This window comes from Seohaeicola sp. 4SK31, assembly GCF_028802875.1.
Taxonomy (GTDB): Bacteria; Pseudomonadota; Alphaproteobacteria; order Rhodobacterales; family Rhodobacteraceae; genus Seohaeicola.
The window spans coordinates 15,356-35,540 of record NZ_JARAMP010000006.1 but is presented as its reverse complement, the minus strand read 5'-3'; the positions used below and the strand labels follow the sequence as shown (position 1 = coordinate 35,540).

The 20,185-nt window shown below is 61.3% G+C and carries 21 protein-coding genes and 1 tRNA gene; 10 read left to right on the top strand and 12 right to left on the bottom strand.

The genetic code is table 11. The annotated features are described in order from the left end of the window. Positions 1 to 121: 121 nt before the first annotated feature. From PVW27_RS06635 to PVW27_RS06625, 3 genes are read left to right on the top strand one after another with little or no spacing between them, the layout of a single operon-like run. Entirely contained in the window at positions 122 to 1,336 is a 1,215-nt protein-coding gene (locus PVW27_RS06635; RefSeq protein ID WP_274556220.1) for an amino acid ABC transporter permease, read from the top strand. 1 nt (position 1,337) lies between these two features. Continuing rightward, entirely contained in the window at positions 1,338 to 2,837 is a 1,500-nt protein-coding gene (locus PVW27_RS06630; protein ID WP_274556219.1) for an amino acid ABC transporter permease, read from the top strand. A gap of 10 nt (positions 2,838 to 2,847) precedes the next feature. Then, positions 2,848 to 3,642: an amino acid ABC transporter ATP-binding protein gene (locus PVW27_RS06625; protein WP_274556217.1), complete on the top strand. Its 795-nt coding sequence runs from the start codon at positions 2,848 to 2,850 to the stop codon at positions 3,640 to 3,642. 49 nt (positions 3,643 to 3,691) lie between these two features. Here the strand turns inward: PVW27_RS06625 and PVW27_RS06620 are convergent, their stop codons facing one another. From PVW27_RS06620 to argB, 3 genes are read right to left on the bottom strand one after another with little or no spacing between them, the layout of a single operon-like run. After that, on the bottom strand, positions 3,692 to 4,183 hold the full coding sequence (locus PVW27_RS06620; protein ID WP_274556215.1) for a SixA phosphatase family protein: 492 nt from the start codon (positions 4,181 to 4,183) through the stop codon (positions 3,692 to 3,694). Continuing rightward, complete coding sequence (locus tag PVW27_RS06615) at positions 4,180 to 4,794, bottom strand: ferredoxin (protein WP_274556213.1); 615 nt, start codon at positions 4,792 to 4,794, stop codon at positions 4,180 to 4,182. Before PVW27_RS06615 ends, PVW27_RS06620 begins: the two co-directional genes overlap by 4 nt. Positions 4,795 to 4,850: 56 nt before the next feature. Continuing rightward, a complete protein-coding gene (gene argB / locus PVW27_RS06610) occupies positions 4,851 to 5,720 on the bottom strand; it encodes an acetylglutamate kinase (RefSeq protein ID WP_274556211.1) in 870 nt (289 codons plus the stop codon). 118 nt (positions 5,721 to 5,838) lie between these two features. On the opposite strand from argB, the gene PVW27_RS06605 reads away from it, so the two are divergent. Continuing rightward, a complete protein-coding gene (locus PVW27_RS06605; RefSeq protein WP_274556209.1) occupies positions 5,839 to 6,573 on the top strand; it encodes an SDR family NAD(P)-dependent oxidoreductase in 735 nt (244 codons plus the stop codon). 89 nt (positions 6,574 to 6,662) lie between these two features. Here PVW27_RS06605 and yihA read toward each other — a convergent pair whose 3' ends face one another. The 5 genes from yihA to ttcA all read right to left on the bottom strand — a co-directional run bounded on the left by yihA (position 6,663) and on the right by ttcA (position 12,539). Continuing rightward, complete coding sequence (yihA, locus tag PVW27_RS06600; protein WP_274556207.1) at positions 6,663 to 7,316, bottom strand: ribosome biogenesis GTP-binding protein YihA/YsxC; 654 nt, start codon at positions 7,314 to 7,316, stop codon at positions 6,663 to 6,665. Continuing rightward, positions 7,316 to 8,062, bottom strand: coding sequence for an MOSC domain-containing protein (locus PVW27_RS06595; RefSeq protein WP_432762038.1), 747 nt, complete (start codon positions 8,060 to 8,062; stop codon positions 7,316 to 7,318). Before PVW27_RS06595 ends, yihA begins: the two co-directional genes overlap by 1 nt. Further along, positions 8,059 to 9,879: a membrane protein insertase YidC gene (gene yidC / locus PVW27_RS06590; RefSeq protein WP_274556204.1), complete on the bottom strand. Its 1,821-nt coding sequence runs from the start codon at positions 9,877 to 9,879 to the stop codon at positions 8,059 to 8,061. Before yidC ends, PVW27_RS06595 begins: the two co-directional genes overlap by 4 nt. A 170-nt stretch (positions 9,880 to 10,049) precedes the next feature. Continuing rightward, positions 10,050 to 11,591 (bottom strand): putative bifunctional diguanylate cyclase/phosphodiesterase, encoded by a 1,542-nt coding sequence (locus tag PVW27_RS06585; protein WP_274556203.1) that lies wholly within the window; start codon positions 11,589 to 11,591, stop codon positions 10,050 to 10,052. Positions 11,592 to 11,648: 57 nt separating this feature from the next. Then, entirely contained in the window at positions 11,649 to 12,539 is an 891-nt protein-coding gene (ttcA, locus tag PVW27_RS06580; RefSeq protein ID WP_274556201.1) for a tRNA 2-thiocytidine(32) synthetase TtcA, read from the bottom strand. A 127-nt stretch (positions 12,540 to 12,666) separates the two neighbouring features. Here ttcA and PVW27_RS06575 point away from each other — a divergent pair, with 127 nt between their 5' ends. Then, positions 12,667 to 13,191: a DUF3833 domain-containing protein gene (locus PVW27_RS06575; RefSeq protein ID WP_274556199.1), complete on the top strand. Its 525-nt coding sequence runs from the start codon at positions 12,667 to 12,669 to the stop codon at positions 13,189 to 13,191. Here the strand turns inward: PVW27_RS06575 and yidD are convergent, their stop codons facing one another. Genes yidD through rpmH form a run of 3 tightly spaced genes read right to left on the bottom strand, consistent with a single transcriptional unit; the run spans position 13,192 to position 14,052 of the window. Beyond that, positions 13,192 to 13,452, bottom strand: coding sequence for a membrane protein insertion efficiency factor YidD (gene yidD / locus PVW27_RS06570; RefSeq protein ID WP_274556197.1), 261 nt, complete (start codon positions 13,450 to 13,452; stop codon positions 13,192 to 13,194). It lies immediately after the preceding gene. Continuing rightward, positions 13,449 to 13,895 carry a ribonuclease P protein component gene (rnpA, locus tag PVW27_RS06565; protein ID WP_274556196.1) on the bottom strand — a complete coding sequence of 149 codons (447 nt, stop codon included), beginning with the start codon at positions 13,893 to 13,895 and terminating at the stop codon, positions 13,449 to 13,451. Before rnpA ends, yidD begins: the two co-directional genes overlap by 4 nt. Positions 13,896 to 13,917: 22 nt before the next feature. Next, positions 13,918 to 14,052: a 50S ribosomal protein L34 gene (rpmH, locus tag PVW27_RS06560; RefSeq protein WP_068289071.1), complete on the bottom strand. Its 135-nt coding sequence runs from the start codon at positions 14,050 to 14,052 to the stop codon at positions 13,918 to 13,920. Positions 14,053 to 14,376: 324 nt separating this feature from the next. On the opposite strand from rpmH, the gene PVW27_RS06555 reads away from it, so the two are divergent. From PVW27_RS06555 to PVW27_RS06540, 4 genes are all read left to right on the top strand, one after another. After that, the gene (locus tag PVW27_RS06555) at positions 14,377 to 15,126 is read left to right on the top strand and encodes a TVP38/TMEM64 family protein (protein ID WP_274556192.1); all 750 of its coding nucleotides are present in this window, start codon (positions 14,377 to 14,379) and stop codon (positions 15,124 to 15,126) included. Continuing rightward, positions 15,126 to 16,544 carry a dihydrolipoyl dehydrogenase family protein gene (locus PVW27_RS06550; protein ID WP_274556191.1) on the top strand — a complete coding sequence of 473 codons (1,419 nt, stop codon included), beginning with the start codon at positions 15,126 to 15,128 and terminating at the stop codon, positions 16,542 to 16,544. The genes PVW27_RS06555 and PVW27_RS06550 overlap by 1 nt, the downstream gene beginning before the upstream one ends. A gap of 18 nt (positions 16,545 to 16,562) precedes the next feature. Beyond that, positions 16,563 to 17,942 (top strand): sensor histidine kinase, encoded by a 1,380-nt coding sequence (locus PVW27_RS06545; protein WP_274556189.1) that lies wholly within the window; start codon positions 16,563 to 16,565, stop codon positions 17,940 to 17,942. A 103-nt stretch (positions 17,943 to 18,045) separates the two neighbouring features. After that, positions 18,046 to 18,122, top strand: a tRNA-Arg gene (locus PVW27_RS06540). A 123-nt stretch (positions 18,123 to 18,245) separates the two neighbouring features. On the opposite strand, the gene PVW27_RS06535 is transcribed toward PVW27_RS06540, so the two are convergent. Next, positions 18,246 to 19,265 carry a LacI family DNA-binding transcriptional regulator gene (locus PVW27_RS06535; protein WP_274556187.1) on the bottom strand — a complete coding sequence of 340 codons (1,020 nt, stop codon included), beginning with the start codon at positions 19,263 to 19,265 and terminating at the stop codon, positions 18,246 to 18,248. A 135-nt stretch (positions 19,266 to 19,400) separates the two neighbouring features. Between PVW27_RS06535 and PVW27_RS06530 the strand changes: the two genes are divergently transcribed. Then, positions 19,401 to 20,183: an ABC transporter permease gene (locus PVW27_RS06530; RefSeq protein WP_274556186.1), complete on the top strand. Its 783-nt coding sequence runs from the start codon at positions 19,401 to 19,403 to the stop codon at positions 20,181 to 20,183. The last annotated feature ends 2 nt before the right edge of the window (positions 20,184 to 20,185 follow it).

Below are 20,185 nucleotides of genomic sequence, written 5' to 3'. Positions count from 1 at the left end.
GAACAGGGGTCCGGCCATGTGCCGGGCCCCTTTTCTGTTACCCGTCTGATTGAATGTAGAACCTTCGCGGGTCAGGTCCTTGCCTGACCTCATGTCTCTCATTTTCTGTTCAGGAGTGCGCATGGCCGAAGCGACAGACCCACCGCGCGAGACCTTCCGCCTAAGCCAGCTTCTTTACGATGCGCGATACCGCTCGATGACCATTCAGGTTGTCGCGGCGATCCTCATCATGCTTCTGCTGGTCGAGCTGGTTGACAATACGGTGACGAACCTTGCCGCTCTGGGCAAGGATATCCGCTTCGGCTTCCTCTGGAGCACAGCCGGATATGACATCAACCAGCAGCTGATACCGTTCACGTCACAGGATACGCATGCGCGCGCCGCCTTGGTGGGGATCCTGAACACGTTGGTTGTGGCAGCACTCGGCTGTATTCTGGCCACGATCATTGGTGTGCTGGCAGGTGTCCTGCGCCTGTCCAGCAACTGGATCATTGCCAAGATCATGACCTTCTATGTCGAGGCGATGCGCAATACCCCTTTGCTGATCTGGATCCTGATCGTTTTCGCCGTCATGACCGAAGCCACGCCGCAACCGCGCGAGTTCCGCGAGGGGGGCAGCGCCTCGATGATCCTGTGGGACAGTGTCGCCATCTCGAACCGGGGCGTGTATATCCCGCGCCCGATCTGGGCTGAGGGCTCCGGTTTTGTTGTCGCGGTCTTTGTCCTGTCCGTTATCGGCATCTTTGTGCTGCGCCATATTGCCCGCAAAAGGCAGCAGGATACCGGACAGATTCTGCCCGTGTTCCGCCTGTCGCTGGCGTTGTTCTTCGTGCCGACTCTGTTGGCCTATTTCCTGATGGGTCGTCCGGTCACGCTGGAAACGCCGGAACTGGGTGGCTTCAACTTTGCGGGTGGTCTCCAGATCCGCAACTCCTTCATCGCGCTGTGGCTGGCACTGTCGCTCTATACCTCGGCCTTCATCGCCGAGATCGTGCGTTCGGGCATCCTTGCCATTTCGAAGGGACAGACAGAGGCGGCTTTCGCGCTGGGTATCCAGCCCAATCGCACGATGCAGTTGATCATCCTGCCTCAGGCGCTGCGGGTGATCATCCCGCCGCTGATCTCGCAATATCTGAACCTGACCAAGAACTCGTCGCTGGCCATCGCCGTGGGATATATGGACGTGCGTTCGACCCTTGGCGGGATCACGATCAACCAGACCGGCCGCGAACTGGAGGGGATGCTGCTTCTGGGCATTTTCTATCTGATCACCAGTCTGATCATCTCGGCCGTGATGAATCTCTACAACTCCAGCGTCAAGCTGAAGGAGCGGTGACATGAGCGCAGGAAGAACCGAACCCGTCGCTTTCGTCCGGCGCGACATGTTGGCCCCCGCAGCTCCGCCTCCGGGTCAGGTTGGCGTGATCCGCTGGGTGCGCGAAAACCTCGTGTCGTCATGGTTCAACGCGATTTTGACTGCTTTGTCGCTCTATGCGATCTGGTATGTGCTGTCGGGCGTTTTGCCGTGGACGCTGAACGGGGTGTGGAATGCCACCTCGTTGAATGACTGTCGTGCGATCCGCGACGCGCGCGGGTTGGAGTCGGCGGCTTGCTGGGCCGTGATCAATGAACGCTGGTTGCAGATCCTGTTCGGGTTTTACCCGACCGATGACCGCCTGCTGGCCACCCTTTTCAACGCGGAGGCTCTGGCCGCGGCCGGGGGGGCGGATGCTGTGTTCAACGGCGGCCTCAACGCGACTCAACGGGTCGAATTCGTCTCCGGCATGAAAAACGAACTGAGCAATGGCCTGATCTTCCTGTTCGGCTACTGGCGTCCGCTGATGGCGCTGGCGCTGCTGGTTGTTGCGGTGGCTCCAATCCTTTACTCGGGCTTGCCGCGGGTGATGCTGTGGTTCTCGCTGGCGTTTCCATTTGTGGCCTTCTTCCTGCTCTGGGGCGGGTCGGTCTGGCTTCCGATTCTGGTGGCCTTGGGGCTTGTGGCGACCGTCTTGATAGGCCGTGCCGTCGGGGCCAGATTCGGCATGTTGGGCGGAACAATTGCCGGGCTTGCGGCCTTTCTGGTGATTTTCATGAACCCGCTGTCCTTCCTCGGCGTCACGGGGCTGTTCCCGCTGCTGCCGAAGGTTCTGAGCGTGATGGACAGCATACTGCCATGGGGGCTGACGGCTATTCCGTCCGACCAGTTTGGCGGCTTCATGCTGGCCATCATCATCGGCACATCGGGGATTGTGCTGTCGCTGCCGCTGGGCATCGTGCTGGCGTTGGGGCGGCAGTCGTCGATGCCACTGATCAAGTGGGTCTGCGTGTCCTTCATCGAGGTGATCCGTGGCGTGCCGCTGATCGTGTGGCTGTTCACGGCCTCCTTGCTGCTGAACTACTTCCTGCCGCCGGGCACGACCTTTGACCTGCTGTTGCGGGTGATCATCATGGTCACGCTGTTCGCTTCGGCCTATCTGGCTGAAGTGGTGCGCGGCGGTCTGGCCGCGCTGCCGAACGGGCAGTACGAAGCCGCCAACTCGCTGGGTTTGGATTACTGGAAATCCATGCGGTTGATCATCCTGCCGCAGGCGCTCAAGATCTCGATCCCGGGTATCGTGAACACCTTCATTGGCCTGTTCAAGGATACGACGTTGGTTGTCTTCATCGGTCTGCGCGATCCGCTGGGCCTGACCAACGCGATCCGCGCCACGGCAGAATGGAACGGTATCTACTGGGAACTCTACATCTTCGTGGGACTGCTGTTCTTCGTGTTCTGCTTCTTCATGTCCCGTTATTCCATGTATCTGGAGCATCGCCTCCGGACCGATCACCGTTGAGGAGAGTATGATGGCCGAGATTGCACCGCAGACTGGCTCGATCGAACGTGTGGCTGCCAATGTCTCTGACGAGGTGGCGATTTCCATCGAGAAGATGAACAAGTGGTTTGGCAGCTTCCATGTGCTGCGCGACATTGACCTGACCGTCTATCGTGGCGAGCGGATCGTGATTGCGGGACCGTCGGGCTCGGGTAAGTCGACGCTGATCCGCTGCATCAACGCGCTGGAGGAACATCAGAAGGGCAAGATCACCGTGGATGGCACAGTGTTGTCATCCGACCTCAAGAATATCGACCGGATCCGGTCCGAGGTTGGGATGGTGTTCCAGCACTTCAACCTGTTCCCGCATCTGACGATTCTGGAGAACTGCACCCTTGCACCGATCTGGGTGCGCAAGATCCCCAAGCGCGAAGCCGAAGAGATCGCGATGCATTTCCTGACCAAGGTGAAAATCCCCGAACAGGCCGACAAATATCCTGGTCAGTTGTCCGGTGGTCAGCAGCAGCGCGTCGCGATTGCCCGGTCGCTGTGTATGCGTCCGCGGATCATGCTGTTTGACGAGCCGACATCGGCGCTGGACCCCGAGATGATCAAGGAGGTTCTGGACACAATGGTCAGTCTGGCCGAAGAAGGCATGACCATGCTCTGCGTGACGCATGAGATGGGCTTTGCGCGTCAGGTGGCCAACCGCGTGATCTTCATGGATCAGGGGCAGATCGTGGAACAGAACGAACCGGAAGAGTTCTTCAACAACCCGCAATCCGAGCGGACCAAACTGTTCCTGAGCCAGATTCTGGGTCACTGATCCGTCGTTTGACAGCCTTGGGCGCCGTCATCCACGGATGGCGGCGTTTCTATGTCAGATCGGCAGGAATGACGAAGGCTTCGGCGCGACCGGTACCCCAGCGCAGATCGGACCAGCTCTCGATCTTGAACCGCGCCACCAGCGTGGCAGATGTCGGATAGTCGTCAAAGCGCGGATGATCCGGGGCATGGGCCAACAGGTCGGCGGCAAAGGCGGCGATGCCGGGATTGTGCCCGACCATCAACACAGCCTTGCCTGTGGCCTGTTGCAGGGTCTCCAGCATGGTGTCCTTGTCGGCATGATAGAGGGCAGGGAGGAACCGCACAGGTGCGGTGAGCGACAGCCCCTCCAACGTCTGCCGCGTGCGGGTCGCGGTCGAGCACAGCACCTCATCTGGCATATAGCCCTGCGCCCGTAGCCAGTCGCCCATCGCAGGGGCATCACCTGCGCCACGCGCGTTCAAGGGCCGGTCATGATCAGCCAAGCCAGAGTGGGCCGAGTCGGATTTGGCGTGTCGCATCAGAATCAGAGTCAGGGTCATCGAAAGGCTTTCATGTGAAAGGCGGATTGCTCTGGCAATCTGCCATGCCGCTGGCTGACGGGACAGACCCGGCGCACCGAACAGCCGCGTTCCACGCAGTCCTGACCGGAACTGCCCGTGATATAGGCACGACAGGCTGGCACGTCATAGCCATCCGCCCCCAGCGCACCGACAGGACAGGCCGTCAGGCAGGGCTTGTCGGCACAGGACAGGCAGGGGGCCTGCGTCGGTGGTGGCGGGAGGGCAAGGTGGCCGCGCAATGCCAGTGCCCCGCGAAACGAGATGAACAGCCCTGCGCGATCATGCACCAGTAGCCGCACGGGCGACGCCCAGACCCGCCCCGAGGACAAGGCCCATGCATAGAAGGGATGAAATGGCGGACCGCCGAAGGGAAACAGCGGCGTTGCCCCCATATCCTGCGCCAGTTGACCGATCACACGCAGGGACCAGCGGTCCATCGGATCGGGTGCGCCGTCACGATATTCCGGACTGTCCATGAAGGACGGCCAGAACGCAGGCTCGTGCGGGGCCAGCAGGATCAGCGTGCCCGTGCCCGCAGGACAGGCGTGAGAGGGTTCGGGATGAAAAGCCCCCGCGATATCAAGTTGCACCGCGTGGGCCGCGTTTTGCACCGCGTCAAGATCGGGCGGCGGCGCCCCGTCTTGGGTCAATCGAAACGCGCCCGGATCAGAGACCCTGCACCATGTTCGGTGAACAGCTCCAGCAGCGTGGCATTGGGCGCGCGCCCGTCAAGGATCACAACTGCACGCACACCGCCTTCGATCGCGTCCAGTGCGGTTTCGGTCTTGGGGATCATACCGCCGGCGATGGTGCCGTCTGCCGTCATCTCGCGGATCTGCTCGGCGGTGATTGCGGTCAGAACCTCGCCTTCCTTGTTCTTGACGCCCGCCACATCGGTCAGCAGCAACAAACGGTCAGCCTTGAGCGCGGCAGCAATGGCACCGGCCGCCGTGTCGCCGTTGATGTTATAGGTTTCACCGTTATGGCCTGCACCCAAGGGGGCGATCACCGGGATCACACCTGCCTCGAACAGGGTCCGCAGGATCGACGGGTCGATTTCGGACGGAGTGCCGACCAGGCCCAGATCCGGATCGGTCTGCTTGCAGAAGATCAGATTCGCATCCTTGCCCGACAGGCCCACGGCGCGGCCACCCTGCGCATTGATCGCCTGCACGATGCGCTTGTTGACACGACCCGAAAGGACCATCTCGACCACTTCCATCGTGGCTGCATCCGTGACCCGCTTGCCGCGCACGAAATCGGATTTGATTTCCAGCTTGTCCAGCATCTCGTTGATCATCGGTCCGCCGCCGTGGACGATGACCGGGTTCACGCCGACCTGTCGCATCAGCACGATGTCACGGGCGAAAGTGTCCATCGCCTCGTCGTCGCCCATGGCATGGCCACCGAATTTGATGACGACGATAGCCCCTGCATAACGCTGCAGATAGGGCAGGGCCTCGGACAGGGTCCGGGCGGTGGCGATCCAGTCGCGGTTCATATCTCTTTTCTTCATCCCGTGTTCCTCTTGCCTTACCGTCCTATCGGCTGGGGTCCGGCGTGCCAAGTGCCGCGTTGTATCGGCCACGCGTAGTGATAGGGTCGGCGCAACACCGCAACAAGGGGTAGCGTGCATGGGTGACAGACAGAAGACTTTGCTTCTGACAGGGGCCAGCCGGGGCATTGGTCATGCCACGGTGCGCCGTTTCAACGCCGAAGGCTGGCGCGTCATCACCTGTTCGCGCCATGCCTTTCCGGCGGAATGTCCCTGGGGTGGAGGGGCCGAGAATCACGTGCAGATCGACCTTGCCGATCCGAATGACACCATCGCCAAACTGGCCGAGATCCGCGAGCGCCTGGACGGGCGGTTGGATGCGCTGGTCAACAATGCGGGCATTTCGCCAAAGGGCAACACGGGCGAGCGGTTGAACACGATCAGCACGGACCTGCGGACATGGGGGCATGTGTTCCATGTCAATTTCTTCGCCTCGGTCGTGCTGGCGCGCGGGTTGAAGGAGGAATTGGCAGCGGCGCGTGGGTCGGTGGTCAACATCACCTCGATCGCTGGCGCGCGAGTGCATCCTTTTGCGGGTGCGGCCTATTCTACGTCCAAGGCGGCGCTGGCCGCTTTGACCCGAGAGATGGCCCACGATTTCGGACCTTTTGGCGTGCGGGTGAATGCCGTGGCGCCGGGAGAGGTTGAAACGTCGATCCTGTCGCCCGGCACGGACAAGATCGTGGAAAAGCTGCCGATGCGGCGCCTTGGACAGCCCGAAGAAGTGGCGGCCACGATCTTTTTCCTGTGTTCGGACCAGTCCTCCTATATCACGGGGACCGAGATCGAGGTGAATGGCGGCCAGCACGTCTGAGGCGAACGAAGTTGGGGGCGCTGCCTCCCACGTCCAGCTGTGATCGATGGTCCGCCCCTTTGGGATGTTCTCCGCTAGAAGAAACGGGGTCAGACCAGCGTGGCGATGACAGCCCGCAGCGTGGCGATTCCTTCGCCTTTTTCCGACGAGGTCAGGATGATCTCGGGGAAAGCGGCGGGGTGTTTGACCAGAGCGGCGCGCACCTGCGCCAGAACCGCGTCGCGCTCTGACGTCTTGATCTTGTCGGTCTTGGTCAGCACGACCTGAAAGGTCAGGGCAGAGCTGTCCATCAGCGACAGAATCTCTTCATCCACCGGTTTGACCCCGTGGCGCGCGTCGATCAGCACGAAGGCACGGCGCAGGGTTTGCCGTCCCGACAGGTATTGCTTGAGCAGCTTTTGCCATTTGGCGACGATGGCAACTGGCGCGTTTGCATAGCCGTAGCCGGGCAGGTCGACCAGATAATGGCTAGGGCCGACCGTGAAGAAGTTGATTTCCTGCGTGCGCCCTGGGGTATTCGATGCGCGCGCTAATCCCTTGCGTCCTGTCAAGGCATTGATCAGGCTGGATTTTCCGACATTTGAGCGGCCGGCGAAACAGACTTCGATCCGGTCTGCTGGCGGCAGGCCGGACATGGCAACCACGCCTTTGAGAAACTCTGTCTCACCCGCGAACAGAAGACGGCCGGTTTCTGCCGTTTGGGGATCGGGCTCTTCGGCCAAAGGGAAGGGGAGATGTTGCATCACAGAACCTTTGCTGTGTCGCCGGTCGCGATGGGGCCGGACTGCGTGACTTCGGCATGGACGCAGAAATCCTGATGATCCCATTGCTGGTCAAGAAATGTCAGCAGATCGGTGTCGCGTCGCCCGGTATCCGGATTGGCCGAGGGTGCGGCGCAGCGGCCCGTCCGTTCCACGACGCGCAGGATTGCCCCGCCGATCTGGACATGACGCCCGATCCAATCGAATTCCTCCCACGCGGGCAGACCATCGAGCCAGAGGTTCGTGCGCCACCTTTCGATCTGCAATGGGCGGCCCAGCCGCCCCTCGACCGCGCGATGCGAGGCCAGATTGCCAATGGTCAATGACGGATAGTCGCTGTCGGTCAGCCCGCGTCCCGGCACCCGCACCACGCGCGCAGGCGCGGCGCGCCCTTCAGCCGTGAGAGGCTTCACCCAGTCAAGCAGCGTGTCGGGTTGCAGATCCGGTGCGACCGTCAGCGTAGCCTGATCGGGGTGGCTGAGCGTGACTGTCAGCCCGTCGTCATGCAGATTCGCCTTGATGGCGGCAAGCGCAGGCGACGATGCCACACGGGTGAAACCTGAACATGGCGACCACGCCGTGTTGTCCGCCTTTGACGCCTCATGCGCGATGGCCCAGACCCTGTCCCCGTGCAGGCATTCGCCTGCGGTCAGCCGGGCCGAGGCGATGGCCTCGCGCCCGTGCGACTTGACCGGGTAGCGCCAGATCTGCGCCAGCTGCGCCATCACTTCGCGCCGGTTTTCGGCTTGCGCTGGAAACTGCCCTTGATGTTGCCGAACACGTCCGGCTTGAAGCCTTGGCTGCGCATGATCAGGTATTGCTGCGTGAAGGTGATCGTGTTGTTGGCGATCCAGTACACCACAAGCCCGCTGGCAAAGCCGCCCAGCATGAACATGAAGACCCATGGCATCCAGGCGAAGATCATCGCCTGCGTCGGATCGGTGGGGGCAGGGTTCAGCTTCTGTTGCAGCCACATCGAGATGCCAAGCAGGATCGGCAGAATGCCGATGAAGATCAGGGCCAGGAACGAGTTGGGATCGGGCGCATCCCACGGCAGCAGGCCGAACAGGTTGAACAGTGAACTGGGATCAGGCGCGCTCAGGTCGGTGATCCAGCCGATCCAGGGCGCGTGGCGCAGCTCCAGCGTGACGAAGATAACCTTGTAGAGCGAGAAGAAGATAGGGATCTGCAACAGGATCGGCAGACAGCCCGAGGCAGGGTTTACCTTTTCCTTCTTGTAAAGCTCCATCATGTCTTTCTGAAGCTTCTGGCGATCATCACCGGCGGCCTTCTTCAACTCCTCCATCTTGGGCTGGAGTTCCTTCATCTTGGCCATCGAGACATAGGATTTATAGGCCAGCGGGAAGAGAAGCGCCTTGATCAGAAGGGTCAGACCAATGATCGCCCAGCCCATCGACCCAGTGATGCCCATCCCGGCGAGCCAGACGTTGATATAGTGCAGGACGGCGAAGATGGGCTTGGTCAGGAAGAAGAACCATCCCCAGTCGATCGAATCGAGAAAGCGGTCCACACCGCCTTGGCGCTCGTAGTCGCGGATCGTGGCCCATTCCTTGGGACCCGCGAACAGGCGCGTCTCTGCCGTGATGGTCTGGCCGGGGGCGACGGTCTGCGTGGGAAGAACTGCTTCGGTCTGGTAAATGTCGCGCTGGTCGTCATATTTGGCAACGGCCTTGAAGGCGCTGCCCGCTGCGGGGATCAGGGTGGACATCCAGTAGTGGTCGGTGAACCCGATCCAACCGTTCTCGGTCACCTGGGTCACTTCGGCCCGCGCACCCTCGCGTTCGTTGAAGGCGAATTCCGGCATGTCGCCGTAATCGGTCTCGGTCAGGGTGCCGTCAGCCATGGCGACGAGGCCTTCGTGAAGGATGAAGAAGTTTTTCAGACCTGCGGGTTCGCCATGGCGGGCAAGGATGCCGTAGGGTGCCATGCTGGCGGTATCGGCACCCGTATTCTCGACGCTCTGGGTGACGGTGAACATGAAGTCTTCGTCAATGGCGATCTGACGCCGGAACGTCAGGCCCTTGCCATTTTCCCAGACCAGGGTGATGGGAGTTTCAGGGCTGAGGGCGCCTGTGCCTTGCTGCTGCCAAAGCGTGTTGGCGCCGGGCACGTCTTCGGGCGCGACACCCATGCCGGGTGCCCAGCCATAGAGCGCGTAATAGGCGTTTGGCTGCCCGATCGGGGACAGGACGGTCACGATATCGGCGCCTGGTTCCTGGCTGACACGATAATCCTTGAGCGACAACTGATCGATGCGGCCACCAAGCAGCGAGACCGAGCCGATCACGCGCGGTGTTTCAATCGCGATCCGTGGCGTATCCGCCGCAGGTTCCGCCACTTGTGCAGTGTCGGTTGTCCCGGCACCGGCCTCTCCCGGGGTAGAGGCGACGGGTGCAGAGGTTACAGCGGGATCATTCGGATCGACTGCAGCGGGTTCGGGTGGTGGAAACAGCACGAACCATATCAGAATGACGGCAAAGCTGAGCGCTGTAGCCAAGAGAAGGTTCTTGTTCTGATCGTCCATCGGGGGCTCCCGCCAGTCCTGTCTGCGTGGGGCAGGTTCAACAGAGTGCAGGCCAAAAGGTCAAGCGGATTATGGGCAAATCACGGTGATCCGTGACCATTCGTCCTGTTCCGCCGATCCTGTCCGGCCCGGTGGAGGTGCTTTGTGCGGTGGTGACCACAGGATCGGCGTCAACCAGCAGATCTGCCGATTGTCGGGGCATCGCGAAGCTTGGCGTTATGCGTGGCTATCCACGCCAGCGTCTGGTCGAAGGGCATGGGGCGTGCGATGCCGAAACCCTGCACATGACCGCAGCCCAATTGGGCAAGCATGGCATGTTCGCCCACCGTCTCGACCCCCTCGGCCAAGGTGTCCAGGCCCAGACGCTCAGCCATTGTCAGGATCGCGTTCAGCATTCTTCGCTGTTCAGGATCGCGGTCCACCTTCATCACAAAGGATCGGTCGATCTTGAGCCTGCCAACGGCAAACCGTTTGATCGAGGAGATCGAGGCATGGCCTGTCCCGAAATCGTCCAGGTCGATGCCACAGCCCAGCTTTGCCAAGCCGTTGATATTGCGCGAGACAGTATCGTCGGGCAAAGTTGCGACGACTGTTTCCAGCACTTCGACCGACAAGCGGGACGCAGGTAGATCGAAACGGTCCAATTCCCATTTGATCTTGTCTATCAATTTGGGGTTATGCAGCTCCTCGGCGGCGAAGTTGACCCCGACCCGGGGGATGTCCAGCCCGGCGGCATCCCATGCGCGCAACGCAGTCAGCGCGCGATAGATCATGATCTCGCCCAGCCGTTCCAGTTGCCCGGTCTCTTCCATGACTGGCAGGAATTCGACCGGAGAAATCAGGCCGCGTTCCGGGTGTTGCCACCGGGCCAAAGCTTCGAACCCGGTGATCCTGCCCGTGTTCGTCGAGATTTGCGGCTGGAACCAAGGAACGATCTGACCGGTTTCAAGCGCGACAGCCACCTCATCGGCAAGACGGCCCTGACCATCCCGGCTGGGGCGCATCCGGTCATGATGAGCGCGGATCGCCGAGGGTCCGTTCTGCTGCGCCACGCGCAAGGCGGTGATCGCGGCATCCATCAGATCGGTACTGTCGGTCCCGGGGTTGCGGCTGTCCAGACAGAAGCCGACGGAGCAGGAGAGAAACACCGTCGTCGCGTCCAGCGACAGCGGTTCTTCGACCGCAAGCTGCAGGCGTCCGGCCATCTGTATGGCGATCTCAAGATCGAGGTGTCGCATCGGGGCCAAGGCCACGCCAAATTCACCACCGGGCAAACGCACCACGCGATCCCCTTCGCGCAAGAACGAGGTCATTCGTGCCGCCAATTGCAGCATCATGCTGTCTGTCGCGCCGGGGCCAAAGCGATCCAGAACATCCGGCATGTCATCCACGGCAACCATGATGCATGCCGTAGTGCGACCCGTGCGCGCGGCCGCGTCGCGCGCTGTTTGCAGGGCGCGATCCAGCGCGGCGAGCGTGTTCGCCATGTGCGAATCTTCAGTATCCAACTCCATAGCTGACGTCGAGAACACGCCCGTCAGAACGTGCACAAGAGGCAGGCCAAGGGCCAGCAGAAGGAGCCACGCTTCGCCGCCGATCCAGAAGGCAGCCAGCGTCAGCGCGGGAACGAAGGCAAGCGCCTGTGGGCCGTTCAGCGCCTGCCGCAGCAGGCGATGACCACGTCGGATGATGAAATGCGAGGAAAGAGTCATGCCACCTGTTCCCGTCCGGTTCTCGGGGCAGGTTAGGTCGCTTTTCTCAAGACGAGTTTAACGCAGGCGCGGAGGCACGGTCTCGACTTGATCGAATTTTACCGACTCCCGTGTCAGGCCCGCGAAATCGAACAGGGCCGGGTCCAGAAGATGCGAGGGACGCGCATTCATGAGGGCGCGGAACATCACCTGTCGCCGTCCGGGGCTGTTCTTTTCCCAGCCGTCAAGGATCTGTTTGACCTGTTGCCGTTGCAACCCGTCCTGACTGCCACAAAGATCGCAGGGGATGATGGGATAGTTCATGGCGCGGGCGAAACGTTCGCAGTCTTCCTCGGCCACATGGGCGAGCGGGCGCAACACGAACAGATCGCCCTCTTCATTGACCAGTTTCGGCGGCATCGTCGCCAGACGCCCGCCGTGAAACAGGTTCATGAAAAAGGTTTCGAGAATGTCGTCGCGGTGATGGCCCAGAACGACGGCAGAGCATCCCTCCTCGCGTGCGATACGATAGAGATTGCCACGCCGCAGACGCGAGCAGAGGGCACAATAGGTGCGTCCGGCCGGGACTTTGTCCACCACGATGGAATAGGTGTCCTGATACTCGATCCGGTGGGGCACGCCCATGCGCTCCAGAAACTCCGGCAATACGGTTGCAGGGAAACCGGGCTGACCCTGATCCAGATTGCAGGCCAGCAGATCGACGGGAAGCAACCCGCGCCACTGCAATTCATGCAGCACAGCCAGAAGCGTGTAGCTGTCCTTGCCACCGGACAGGCAGACGAGCCAGCGGGGGCGCGCCTCGGGATTGGCGGGGTCGCGTTCGACCATGCCGTATTGCTCGACCGCTTCGCGCGCATGTTGCACAATGCGTTTGCGCAGTTTCTTGAACTCGGTGCTTTTGGGCGCACCGTGAAACAGCGGGTGGATATCGTCGGAATCGTCAAGCATGGCGCGGCCCTTCCTGTGCGCCACTCCCTTAGCGCGCAGACTTGTAAATTGCCAGTGTTGCGCGGCGGCGTTGCATCCAGTCTCGGCTTTCGTCCGTATGGAGCTAGAGCAGCAAAGAGGAACGACGATGAAGATCTGGGCGATGGCAGCTGTGCTGGTTCTGGCGGGATGCACAGGAAAGCCGGCGCTTGAGGATGAGAAGCTGAGCACACGGACCCTGAATCTTGAGGAGTTCTTCGAGGGACGGACTGTCGCCTATGGCCAGTTTCAGGATGTTTTCGGGACCGTCCGCCGTCGCTTCGAGGTCGAGATCAACGGAACTTGGGACGGCGACACACTGACGTTGGTCGAGGATTTCGTCTATGAGGACGGGAGCACCGAACAGCGCGTCTGGACGTTGGTCAAAACCGGGGAAGACACGTGGCGCGGCACAGCGCCCGGTGTGATTGGCGTGGCCTTTGGCGAAGAGCGAGGCGATGCGTTCAACTGGCGCTATACCATTGATCTGCCAGTGCCCGACGGAACCCTGCGCGTGACCTTTGATGACTGGATGTGGCTGCTGACCGAGGATCGACTGCTGAACCGCGCCTATATGAAACGTTTTGGTGTGGATATCGGCGAGGTGATCATCACCTTCGAAAAGCAGGGCTGATCAGTCCTGCGTCTTGCCGTGGTCATGGCCGCACCCTTTGCCTTCCGGCACCGGATCATAGCCGGAACTGCCCCAGGGGTGACAGCGCCCGATCCGGCGCAGGGTCAGCCAGGTGCCCTTGATGGCGCCATGGGTTTCCAGCGCCTCAAGCGCATAGGCCGAGCAGGTGGGTTGATAGCGGCAACTGAAGCCCACCCAAGGCGAGAGGATCAGCCGATAGGCGCGCACGGGCAGGGCGATGATATGGGCAAGCGGGCTCATGTTCGGTTCTGATGCAGCTTTTTCAGGGCCGATATAAGATCGCGCTTCAAGTCCTCAAAGGGACGGGCGGCGGTTGCGCCTTCGCGACCGATCAGGACGTAATCCCAACCGTCGCGGCCATGATCCGGCAGGACCATCCGGGCCACCTCGCGCAGGCGCCGCTTGGCGCGGTTGCGGGCAACGGCGTTTCCGACTTTCTTGGTGCATGTGAAGCCGACACGGATCCCGCTGACGGGCTCATCGGCGCGACGCTGGCGGGCCTGCACCATCATCCCGGCTGTCCCCTGCCGTCCGGCACGGGCGCAGCGCAGGAAATCCGCACGTATCTTCATGACATGGATCACGGGTGCCCGTCCCTCATGATCCGGACAAACGGAAACCGCCGGTGGCCTGTCCCGGGCGCTGGCTTTGGTGCCAGTCTCGGGGGCCTCCGGCGGTGTCATGCCTTCTTCAGGATGCTGGCGCTTACGCGCTCAGCACCTTGCGGCCGCGAGCGCGACGGGCGTTGAGAATCTTGCGGCCGTTCTTGGTGGCCATACGCGCACGGAAACCGTGACGGTTCTTGCGCACGCGGTTCGAGGGTTGAAAGGTGCGTTTCATCGCTCCGTCTCCAATTCAAATGCCGAAGTGCGCGAGATTCGCGCCGGCCCGAGTTATCCGAAGCCCGTCCTATAGACAGGGGTTTTGCCCAAGTCAAACCGTGCCCGCCGGTTTTCGCGTGGTTTTGCAACAAAAAACACGACAGATGGGGCCAGATCGCAGCCGGGTTTGCGGTGAATGTTTCAATTCGTGTGAAAACGGGCGAAATCTTCACGGCTTTCGTCACCCGGGATCAAGCGCGCGTGAAGCCTGGCGCAAAAGCCTGTCATTGTCTGACCGCTCCGCGCATCTTGGCGACCAAAGCGCATTCAAGGACCCTGCCACATGAGCGAAGCAACAGATAAAATGCCCCCGGACAAGGAGAGCGCGGGGGGGATCGCCCGTCGATTGCCCTTGATCGCGATCCTGATCGTTGCAGGGATCGGTGCCTTCACCCTGCGCGATACCCTGACCTTCGAGGCGTTGCGCGACAACCGCGAGGCGCTGCTGGCGTTCAGGGACGCAAATTACGCGCTCACGGTCCTTCTGTTCATGCTGTCCTATGTCCTGATCGTGGCGTTCTCTTTGCCCGGCGCGACGATCGCGACGCTGACTGGTGGTTTTCTGTTTGCGACCTTTCCCGGTGCCTTGTTCAATGTGACTGCCGCAACCATCGGGGCCACGCTGATCTTTCTGGCTGCCCGCTGGGGGCTGGGCGAGCGTCTGGCGGCAAAGATGGAAACCGGCGAAGGCACGGTCAAGCGCATCAAGGATGGGATCGACGAGAATCAGTGGTCGATGCTGTTCCTGATACGCCTTGTGCCTGCGGTCCCCTTCTTCGTGGCCAATCTGGTGCCCGCTCTGGTGGGCGTGCCGCTCAACCGTTTCGTGATCTCCACCTTTCTGGGGATCATTCCGGGAGGGGTTGTCTACACTTCGGTCGGTGCCGGGCTTGGGCAGGTGTTCGAGCGGGGCGAGACGCCGAACCTCGGCATCATCTTCGAACCGCAGATCCTGCTGCCCTTGCTGGGTCTTTGCCTGCTGGCGTTGCTTCCCATTCTCATCAAGGCGCTGCGTCGCGGAAAGGCCCTGTGATGGCAATGCTCAAGACGGATATTCTGGTGATCGGTGCGGGCTCTGGCGGATTGTCGGTCGCGGCCGGGGCCGTGCAGATGGGCGCGGATGTGATCCTGCTGGAGGGTCACAAGATGGGCGGCGATTGCCTGAACTATGGCTGCGTGCCCTCCAAGGCGCTGCTGGCGGCGGGGCATGCCGCCCATGCGATGACGGCAGGTGCCGCGATGGGGATCACCCCGGTTGCCCCGCAGATCGACTATGCGGCGGCCAAGGATCATGTGGCCCGCGTCATTGCGCAAATCGAACCTGTCGACAGTCAGGAGCGGTTCGAAGGGCTTGGCGTCAAGGTGATCCGTGCCTTTGGCCATTTTTCCGGGCCGAACACGGTGCAGGCGGGTGATGATACTATCACCGCGCGGCGGATCGTGATCGCCACCGGGTCCAGCCCGCTGGTGCCGCCGATTCCCGGTCTGGACAGGGTGCCTTATCTGACCAACGAAACCCTGTTCGACCTGCGCGAAAAACCGGATCACTTGTTGATCATTGGCGGCGGTCCTATCGGGATGGAAATGGCGCAGGCGCATCGGCGGCTGGGCTGCGATGTCACCGTGATCGAAGGTGCCAAGGCGCTGGGCAAAGACGATCCGGAACTGGCCGCCGTGGTGCTGGATCACCTCCGCTCCGAGGGGATTACCATCGCCGAGGATGCTCTGGCCGCCGAAATTCGGGGAGAAGCCGGGGCGATCGAGGTCGCGGTCAAGGACGGACGTGTCTTCAAGGGCACCCATTTGCTGATCGCGGTGGGGCGCAAATCCAATACCGAAAAGCTGAACCTCGACGCGGCAGGCATCGCCACCACAAAGGCCGGCATCAAGGTGGATGATCGGATGCGCACCACGAACAAGCGTGTCTTTGCTATCGGCGACGTGGCAGGCGGGATGCAATTCACCCATGTCGCAGGGTATCACGCAGGGCTGATCATCCGTCAGGCGCTGTTCGGCCTGCCCGCCCGGCAGAAAACCGCCCATATCCCATGGGCCACCTATACCGACCCCGAACTGGCGCAGGTCGGCCTGACCGAGGCCGAGGCGCGCAAAACCCATGGCGCCGCGCTCGAAGTAGCCCGCTTCGCCTATCATCACAATGATCGCGCCATTGCCACATTGCAAACCAAGGGCCTGATCAAGGTCATGGTTTACAAGGGCCGTCCCGTGGGCGCCTCCATCGTGGGGCATCAGGCGGGCGAGTTGATCACGCTTTGGTCAATGGCGATTGCCAACAACCTCAAAATGTCTGCCGTGGCTGGCATGGTTGCGCCCTATCCCACCATCTCCGAGATCAATAAACGCGCGGCGGGGGCCTATTTCTCGCCACGACTGTTTGATAACCCTGTGGTGAAACGGGTTGTGGGTCTGGTGCAGAAGTGGCTGCCGTGATCCAGTAAAGAGGCATTGATGCTGCATTCGCTTTCGGGACGGTTCCTGATCCTGACCATCATCTTCGTGATGCTGGCCGAGGTCCTGATCTTTGTTCCGTCCGTGGCGCGCTTTCGCGAGGACTATCTGCTCCTGCGTCTGGAGCGGGCCCAGATCGCCAGCCTGGCCCTGCTGGCTGATGAGGTCATCTCGCCCGATCTGGAAGAGGAACTGCTGCGCAACGCCGAGGTGTTCAACGTCGTTCTGCGGCGTGACGAGGCGCGGCAGTTGATCCTGGCCTCGCCCATGCCGCAGGCGGTTGACCGCACCTATGATCTGCGCGATCCGCCCGCGCTGGAATTGATCCGCGACGGGTTGGCGCAACTGTGGGACCCTGACCCGGAAGTGATCCGGGTGATTGGCAATCCGACACGCGAGGCCGGGTTGCTGATTGAAGTGACAATGGAATCCGGTCCCTTGCGCGCGGCGATGCTGGACTATGGGGTGCGTATCCTGATCCTGTCGGCTGTGATCTCGATCTTCACCGCGACATTGCTGTTCCTTGCGGTGCAGCGTCTGCTGGTGATGCCCATCGCCCGCGTGGCCCGCGCCATGACCCACTATGCCGAAGCCCCCGAAGATGGGCGACGGATCATCGAGCCGACCTCGGGCATCACCGAGTTGCGGCAGGCTGAAGATGCCTTGCAAAGCCTGCAGACCCAGCTCACCAGCTCGCTCAAGCAGAAAGAGCGGCTGGCGCAGCTTGGTGGTGCGGTGGCCAAGGTCAGTCACGACCTGCGCAACATGCTGACATCGGCGCAACTTTTCGTGGACCGGATCGAGATGTCGGAGGATCCCGCCGTCAAGCGGCTGGCACCGAAACTGGTGAACTCGATCACCCGGGCGGTGCATCTGTGTGAAAGCACGCTGGCCTTCGGCAAGGCCGAGGAGCCTGCGCCCAAGCTGCGGGATGTCATTCTGCTGGATGTCGTATCCGATGTTCTGGACAGCGAAAGACTTGCCGTGGGCGATGCCGATATCAGCCTGTCCGAAGATGTGCCCGCCACGTTGATGGTGAAGGCCGACCCCGAGCAGTTGTTCCGCGTGATCTTCAACCTTGTGCGCAACGCGCGCCAGGCCATTGCCCAGACCGGCAAAGCGGGTGAGATCAGCGTGGCCGCATCGGATGAGGGCGAGGCATGGGTCATCCGCGTCAGCGATACCGGCCCCGGTCTGCCGTCGAAGGCGCGCGAACATCTGTTCCAGCCCTTTCAGGGCGGCGCACGCAAGGGCGGCTCGGGACTTGGCCTTGTGATCGCCCAGGACCTGATCCGTGGTCATGGCGGTCTGCTTGCCTTGGAGCAGACCGGCCCCGAGGGAACGACCTTCCTGATCACACTTCCCAAGGAAGGCAACTGATCCCCGGCAGCTCAGCTGCGATTTCAGCGCGCTGGGACTTAAAAGAAAAATCCGTATTCGCCCCTTGCCAAGCCCGAGGCTTGAGTCTAAACCCCGCCTCCACGGACTGGTAGCTCAGTTGGATAGAGTACTTGACTACGAATCAAGGGGTCGGGGGTTCGAATCCTCCCCAGTCCGCCACTTACCCCCTTAAAAACAACGGCTTAGTTTGATCCCGCTGGGGTTGGGCGCGCAGCGGATGGGCAGATTTTTCCTTCTGCGGAGTCAAGATCGGCTGCCGTGGGGCCGCTTGTGGCGCTCAGGTCAAAGCGGTGAGCGAGTGCTCGAATGGCGAACAACCAGGCTGATGGGCAATTGGACAGCCTGATCTGTCCCTTCCTTGATGCCATCCAGTCGGCTCAACATCAAAGCGGCCGCTTCCGAGCCTATGCTGGCCGCGGGCATATCCACTGTCGTCAGGGACGGTGACAGGTGTGCAGTCACATCCACGTTGTCGATTCCGGCAAATGAAATCATCTCGGGGACAGGGATTCCGCGGCCCTGAGCTTCGATCATGGCGCCGATGGCAAGCATATCGACTGTGCCGATAATCGCCGTCGGTCGTGGCACCAATTCCAGCAGCGTCATGCATCCGCTGCGTCCGGCCGAGATCGTGAGGGGTTGTTCGCTGACCTGAGAGTTTGGAAGGTGCAGCCCCCGTTCCGCCAGCGCGCTGCGGATACCATTCACGCGCGCCGTTTGGCGGTCGTTGTTCTGCAGTTTCCCACAAATGACGCCGAGCTTCTTGTGCCCAAGGTCAAGTAGGTGCCTCGCCACAAGAACACCGGCTTCGAAGCTGTCGACAAGAACGCGGTCATAACCCTCCCGCCCTTCCCAAAGCTGAACAAGCGGTATTTCAGCTGTGTTGATCATCGCCCATGTCGATTGTGGACGTGCCGCGCCTACAACGACAAGCCCATCGACACCATGCGAGATCAACTGGCTGAGGGCGGCGGCTTCAGCAGCGGTGTCGTATTCATGCGAGGCGATCAGCAACTGGTATCCGTTCGATGAGAACGCCTTCTGCATCTCCTGCAGCGCGGCCGAGAAAATCGGGCTGTTGAGCGTGGGCACCACCACGCCGATCGTGTTTGACCGACCCGAGACCAGTGCCCGTGCGCGGCGGTTGGGGACGTAGCCAAGGCGGACAGCCACCTGCCGTACCCGTTCCAGCGTGTCTGGTTGCACCAAACCGGGTTGCGACATGGCGCGCGAGACGGTGGCGATCGAGGTGCCTGATTCCCGTGCGATGTCCGTCAGGGTGGCTTTGCGCTTTGGTGACATGTTTTCAGTCCGGGGATGAAAAATTTACATACTGTTTCGAGTGCTAGATTCAAAATTTGCCCAAATCAAGGGCAAAAAAAGTTGACATGCCTGCAAATGATATGAAAGCGTTTACATAACGAGGGAGGAAGAACAGTGTCGCGCAGGGTTGCCATAGGGTTCGTCACGATCCTGATTGTGGGTTTGATCTGGCTGATGGTGACCTCGGTCTTTGGGGTGATCCCGTCCGGACGGTTTCCCTCGCCCGCGGAAACTTGGTCGGCCTTGATCCACGTGTCCGGGCGTGGCTATGGCGGCGGAGACCTGTTGCTGCACGCCTACAACTCGTTGCGCCTGGTCGTGATGGGCTTTGTCTTTGCAATCATAACCGGGGTTCCTCTCGGGCTGCTGATGGGGTGGAGCCGCCGGGCCGAGGCTCTCATCAACCCGGTTTTCCTGATCATCCGCCCGATCCCGCCACTGGCATGGATCCCGCTGGCGATCCTGTGGCTGGGCCTTGGGGATGCCGCGAAGATCCTTGTGATCTGGTTCGCGGCCTTCGTGCCGTCGGTGATCAACACCTTTGCCGGGGTGCGCAACATTGACCGTCCGGTGATCGAGGCGGCCTATATGCTGGGCATGCCCAGGATGCGTTTTGTCACCGAGGTGCTGGTGCCGGGGGCAAGCCCCATGATGTTCACCGGCCTGCGGCTGTCGCTACAGGCGTCATGGACCACGCTGGTCGCGGCGGAACTTGTCGGGGCGTTCTATGGCTTGGGCCGAGTTCTGAACGTGGCGCAGCAGGATCTCTATCCGGGCATGATCCTTGTGGGCATGGGGGCGGTCGCCATCCTGGGCTGGGCGACAACGCGCGCCCTGGGCATGGCTGAAGCCCGTGTGATGAGCTGGAACACGGCTGCGCTGGCGGCGAAAGGGTAAGG

Coding starts and splice junctions, on each gene's coding strand:
- PVW27_RS06635 (WP_274556220.1), top strand. CDS start 122: ATGGCCGAAGCGACAGACCCACCGCGCGAGACCTTCCGCCTAAGCCAG.
- PVW27_RS06630 (WP_274556219.1), top strand. CDS start 1,338: ATGAGCGCAGGAAGAACCGAACCCGTCGCTTTCGTCCGGCGCGACATG.
- PVW27_RS06625 (WP_274556217.1), top strand. CDS start 2,848: ATGGCCGAGATTGCACCGCAGACTGGCTCGATCGAACGTGTGGCTGCC.
- PVW27_RS06620 (WP_274556215.1), bottom strand. CDS start 4,183: ATGACCCTGACTCTGATTCTGATGCGACACGCCAAATCCGACTCGGCC.
- argB (WP_274556211.1), bottom strand. CDS start 5,720: ATGAAGAAAAGAGATATGAACCGCGACTGGATCGCCACCGCCCGGACC.
- PVW27_RS06605 (WP_274556209.1), top strand. CDS start 5,839: ATGGGTGACAGACAGAAGACTTTGCTTCTGACAGGGGCCAGCCGGGGC.
- yihA (WP_274556207.1), bottom strand. CDS start 7,316: ATGCAACATCTCCCCTTCCCTTTGGCCGAAGAGCCCGATCCCCAAACG.
- yidC (WP_274556204.1), bottom strand. CDS start 9,879: ATGGACGATCAGAACAAGAACCTTCTCTTGGCTACAGCGCTCAGCTTT.
- PVW27_RS06585 (WP_274556203.1), bottom strand. CDS start 11,591: ATGACTCTTTCCTCGCATTTCATCATCCGACGTGGTCATCGCCTGCTG.
- ttcA (WP_274556201.1), bottom strand. CDS start 12,539: ATGCTTGACGATTCCGACGATATCCACCCGCTGTTTCACGGTGCGCCC.
- PVW27_RS06575 (WP_274556199.1), top strand. CDS start 12,667: ATGAAGATCTGGGCGATGGCAGCTGTGCTGGTTCTGGCGGGATGCACA.
- yidD (WP_274556197.1), bottom strand. CDS start 13,452: ATGAGCCCGCTTGCCCATATCATCGCCCTGCCCGTGCGCGCCTATCGG.
- rnpA (WP_274556196.1), bottom strand. CDS start 13,895: ATGACACCGCCGGAGGCCCCCGAGACTGGCACCAAAGCCAGCGCCCGG.
- rpmH (WP_068289071.1), bottom strand. CDS start 14,052: ATGAAACGCACCTTTCAACCCTCGAACCGCGTGCGCAAGAACCGTCAC.
- PVW27_RS06555 (WP_274556192.1), top strand. CDS start 14,377: ATGAGCGAAGCAACAGATAAAATGCCCCCGGACAAGGAGAGCGCGGGG.
- PVW27_RS06550 (WP_274556191.1), top strand. CDS start 15,126: ATGGCAATGCTCAAGACGGATATTCTGGTGATCGGTGCGGGCTCTGGC.
- PVW27_RS06545 (WP_274556189.1), top strand. CDS start 16,563: ATGCTGCATTCGCTTTCGGGACGGTTCCTGATCCTGACCATCATCTTC.
- PVW27_RS06535 (WP_274556187.1), bottom strand. CDS start 19,265: ATGTCACCAAAGCGCAAAGCCACCCTGACGGACATCGCACGGGAATCA.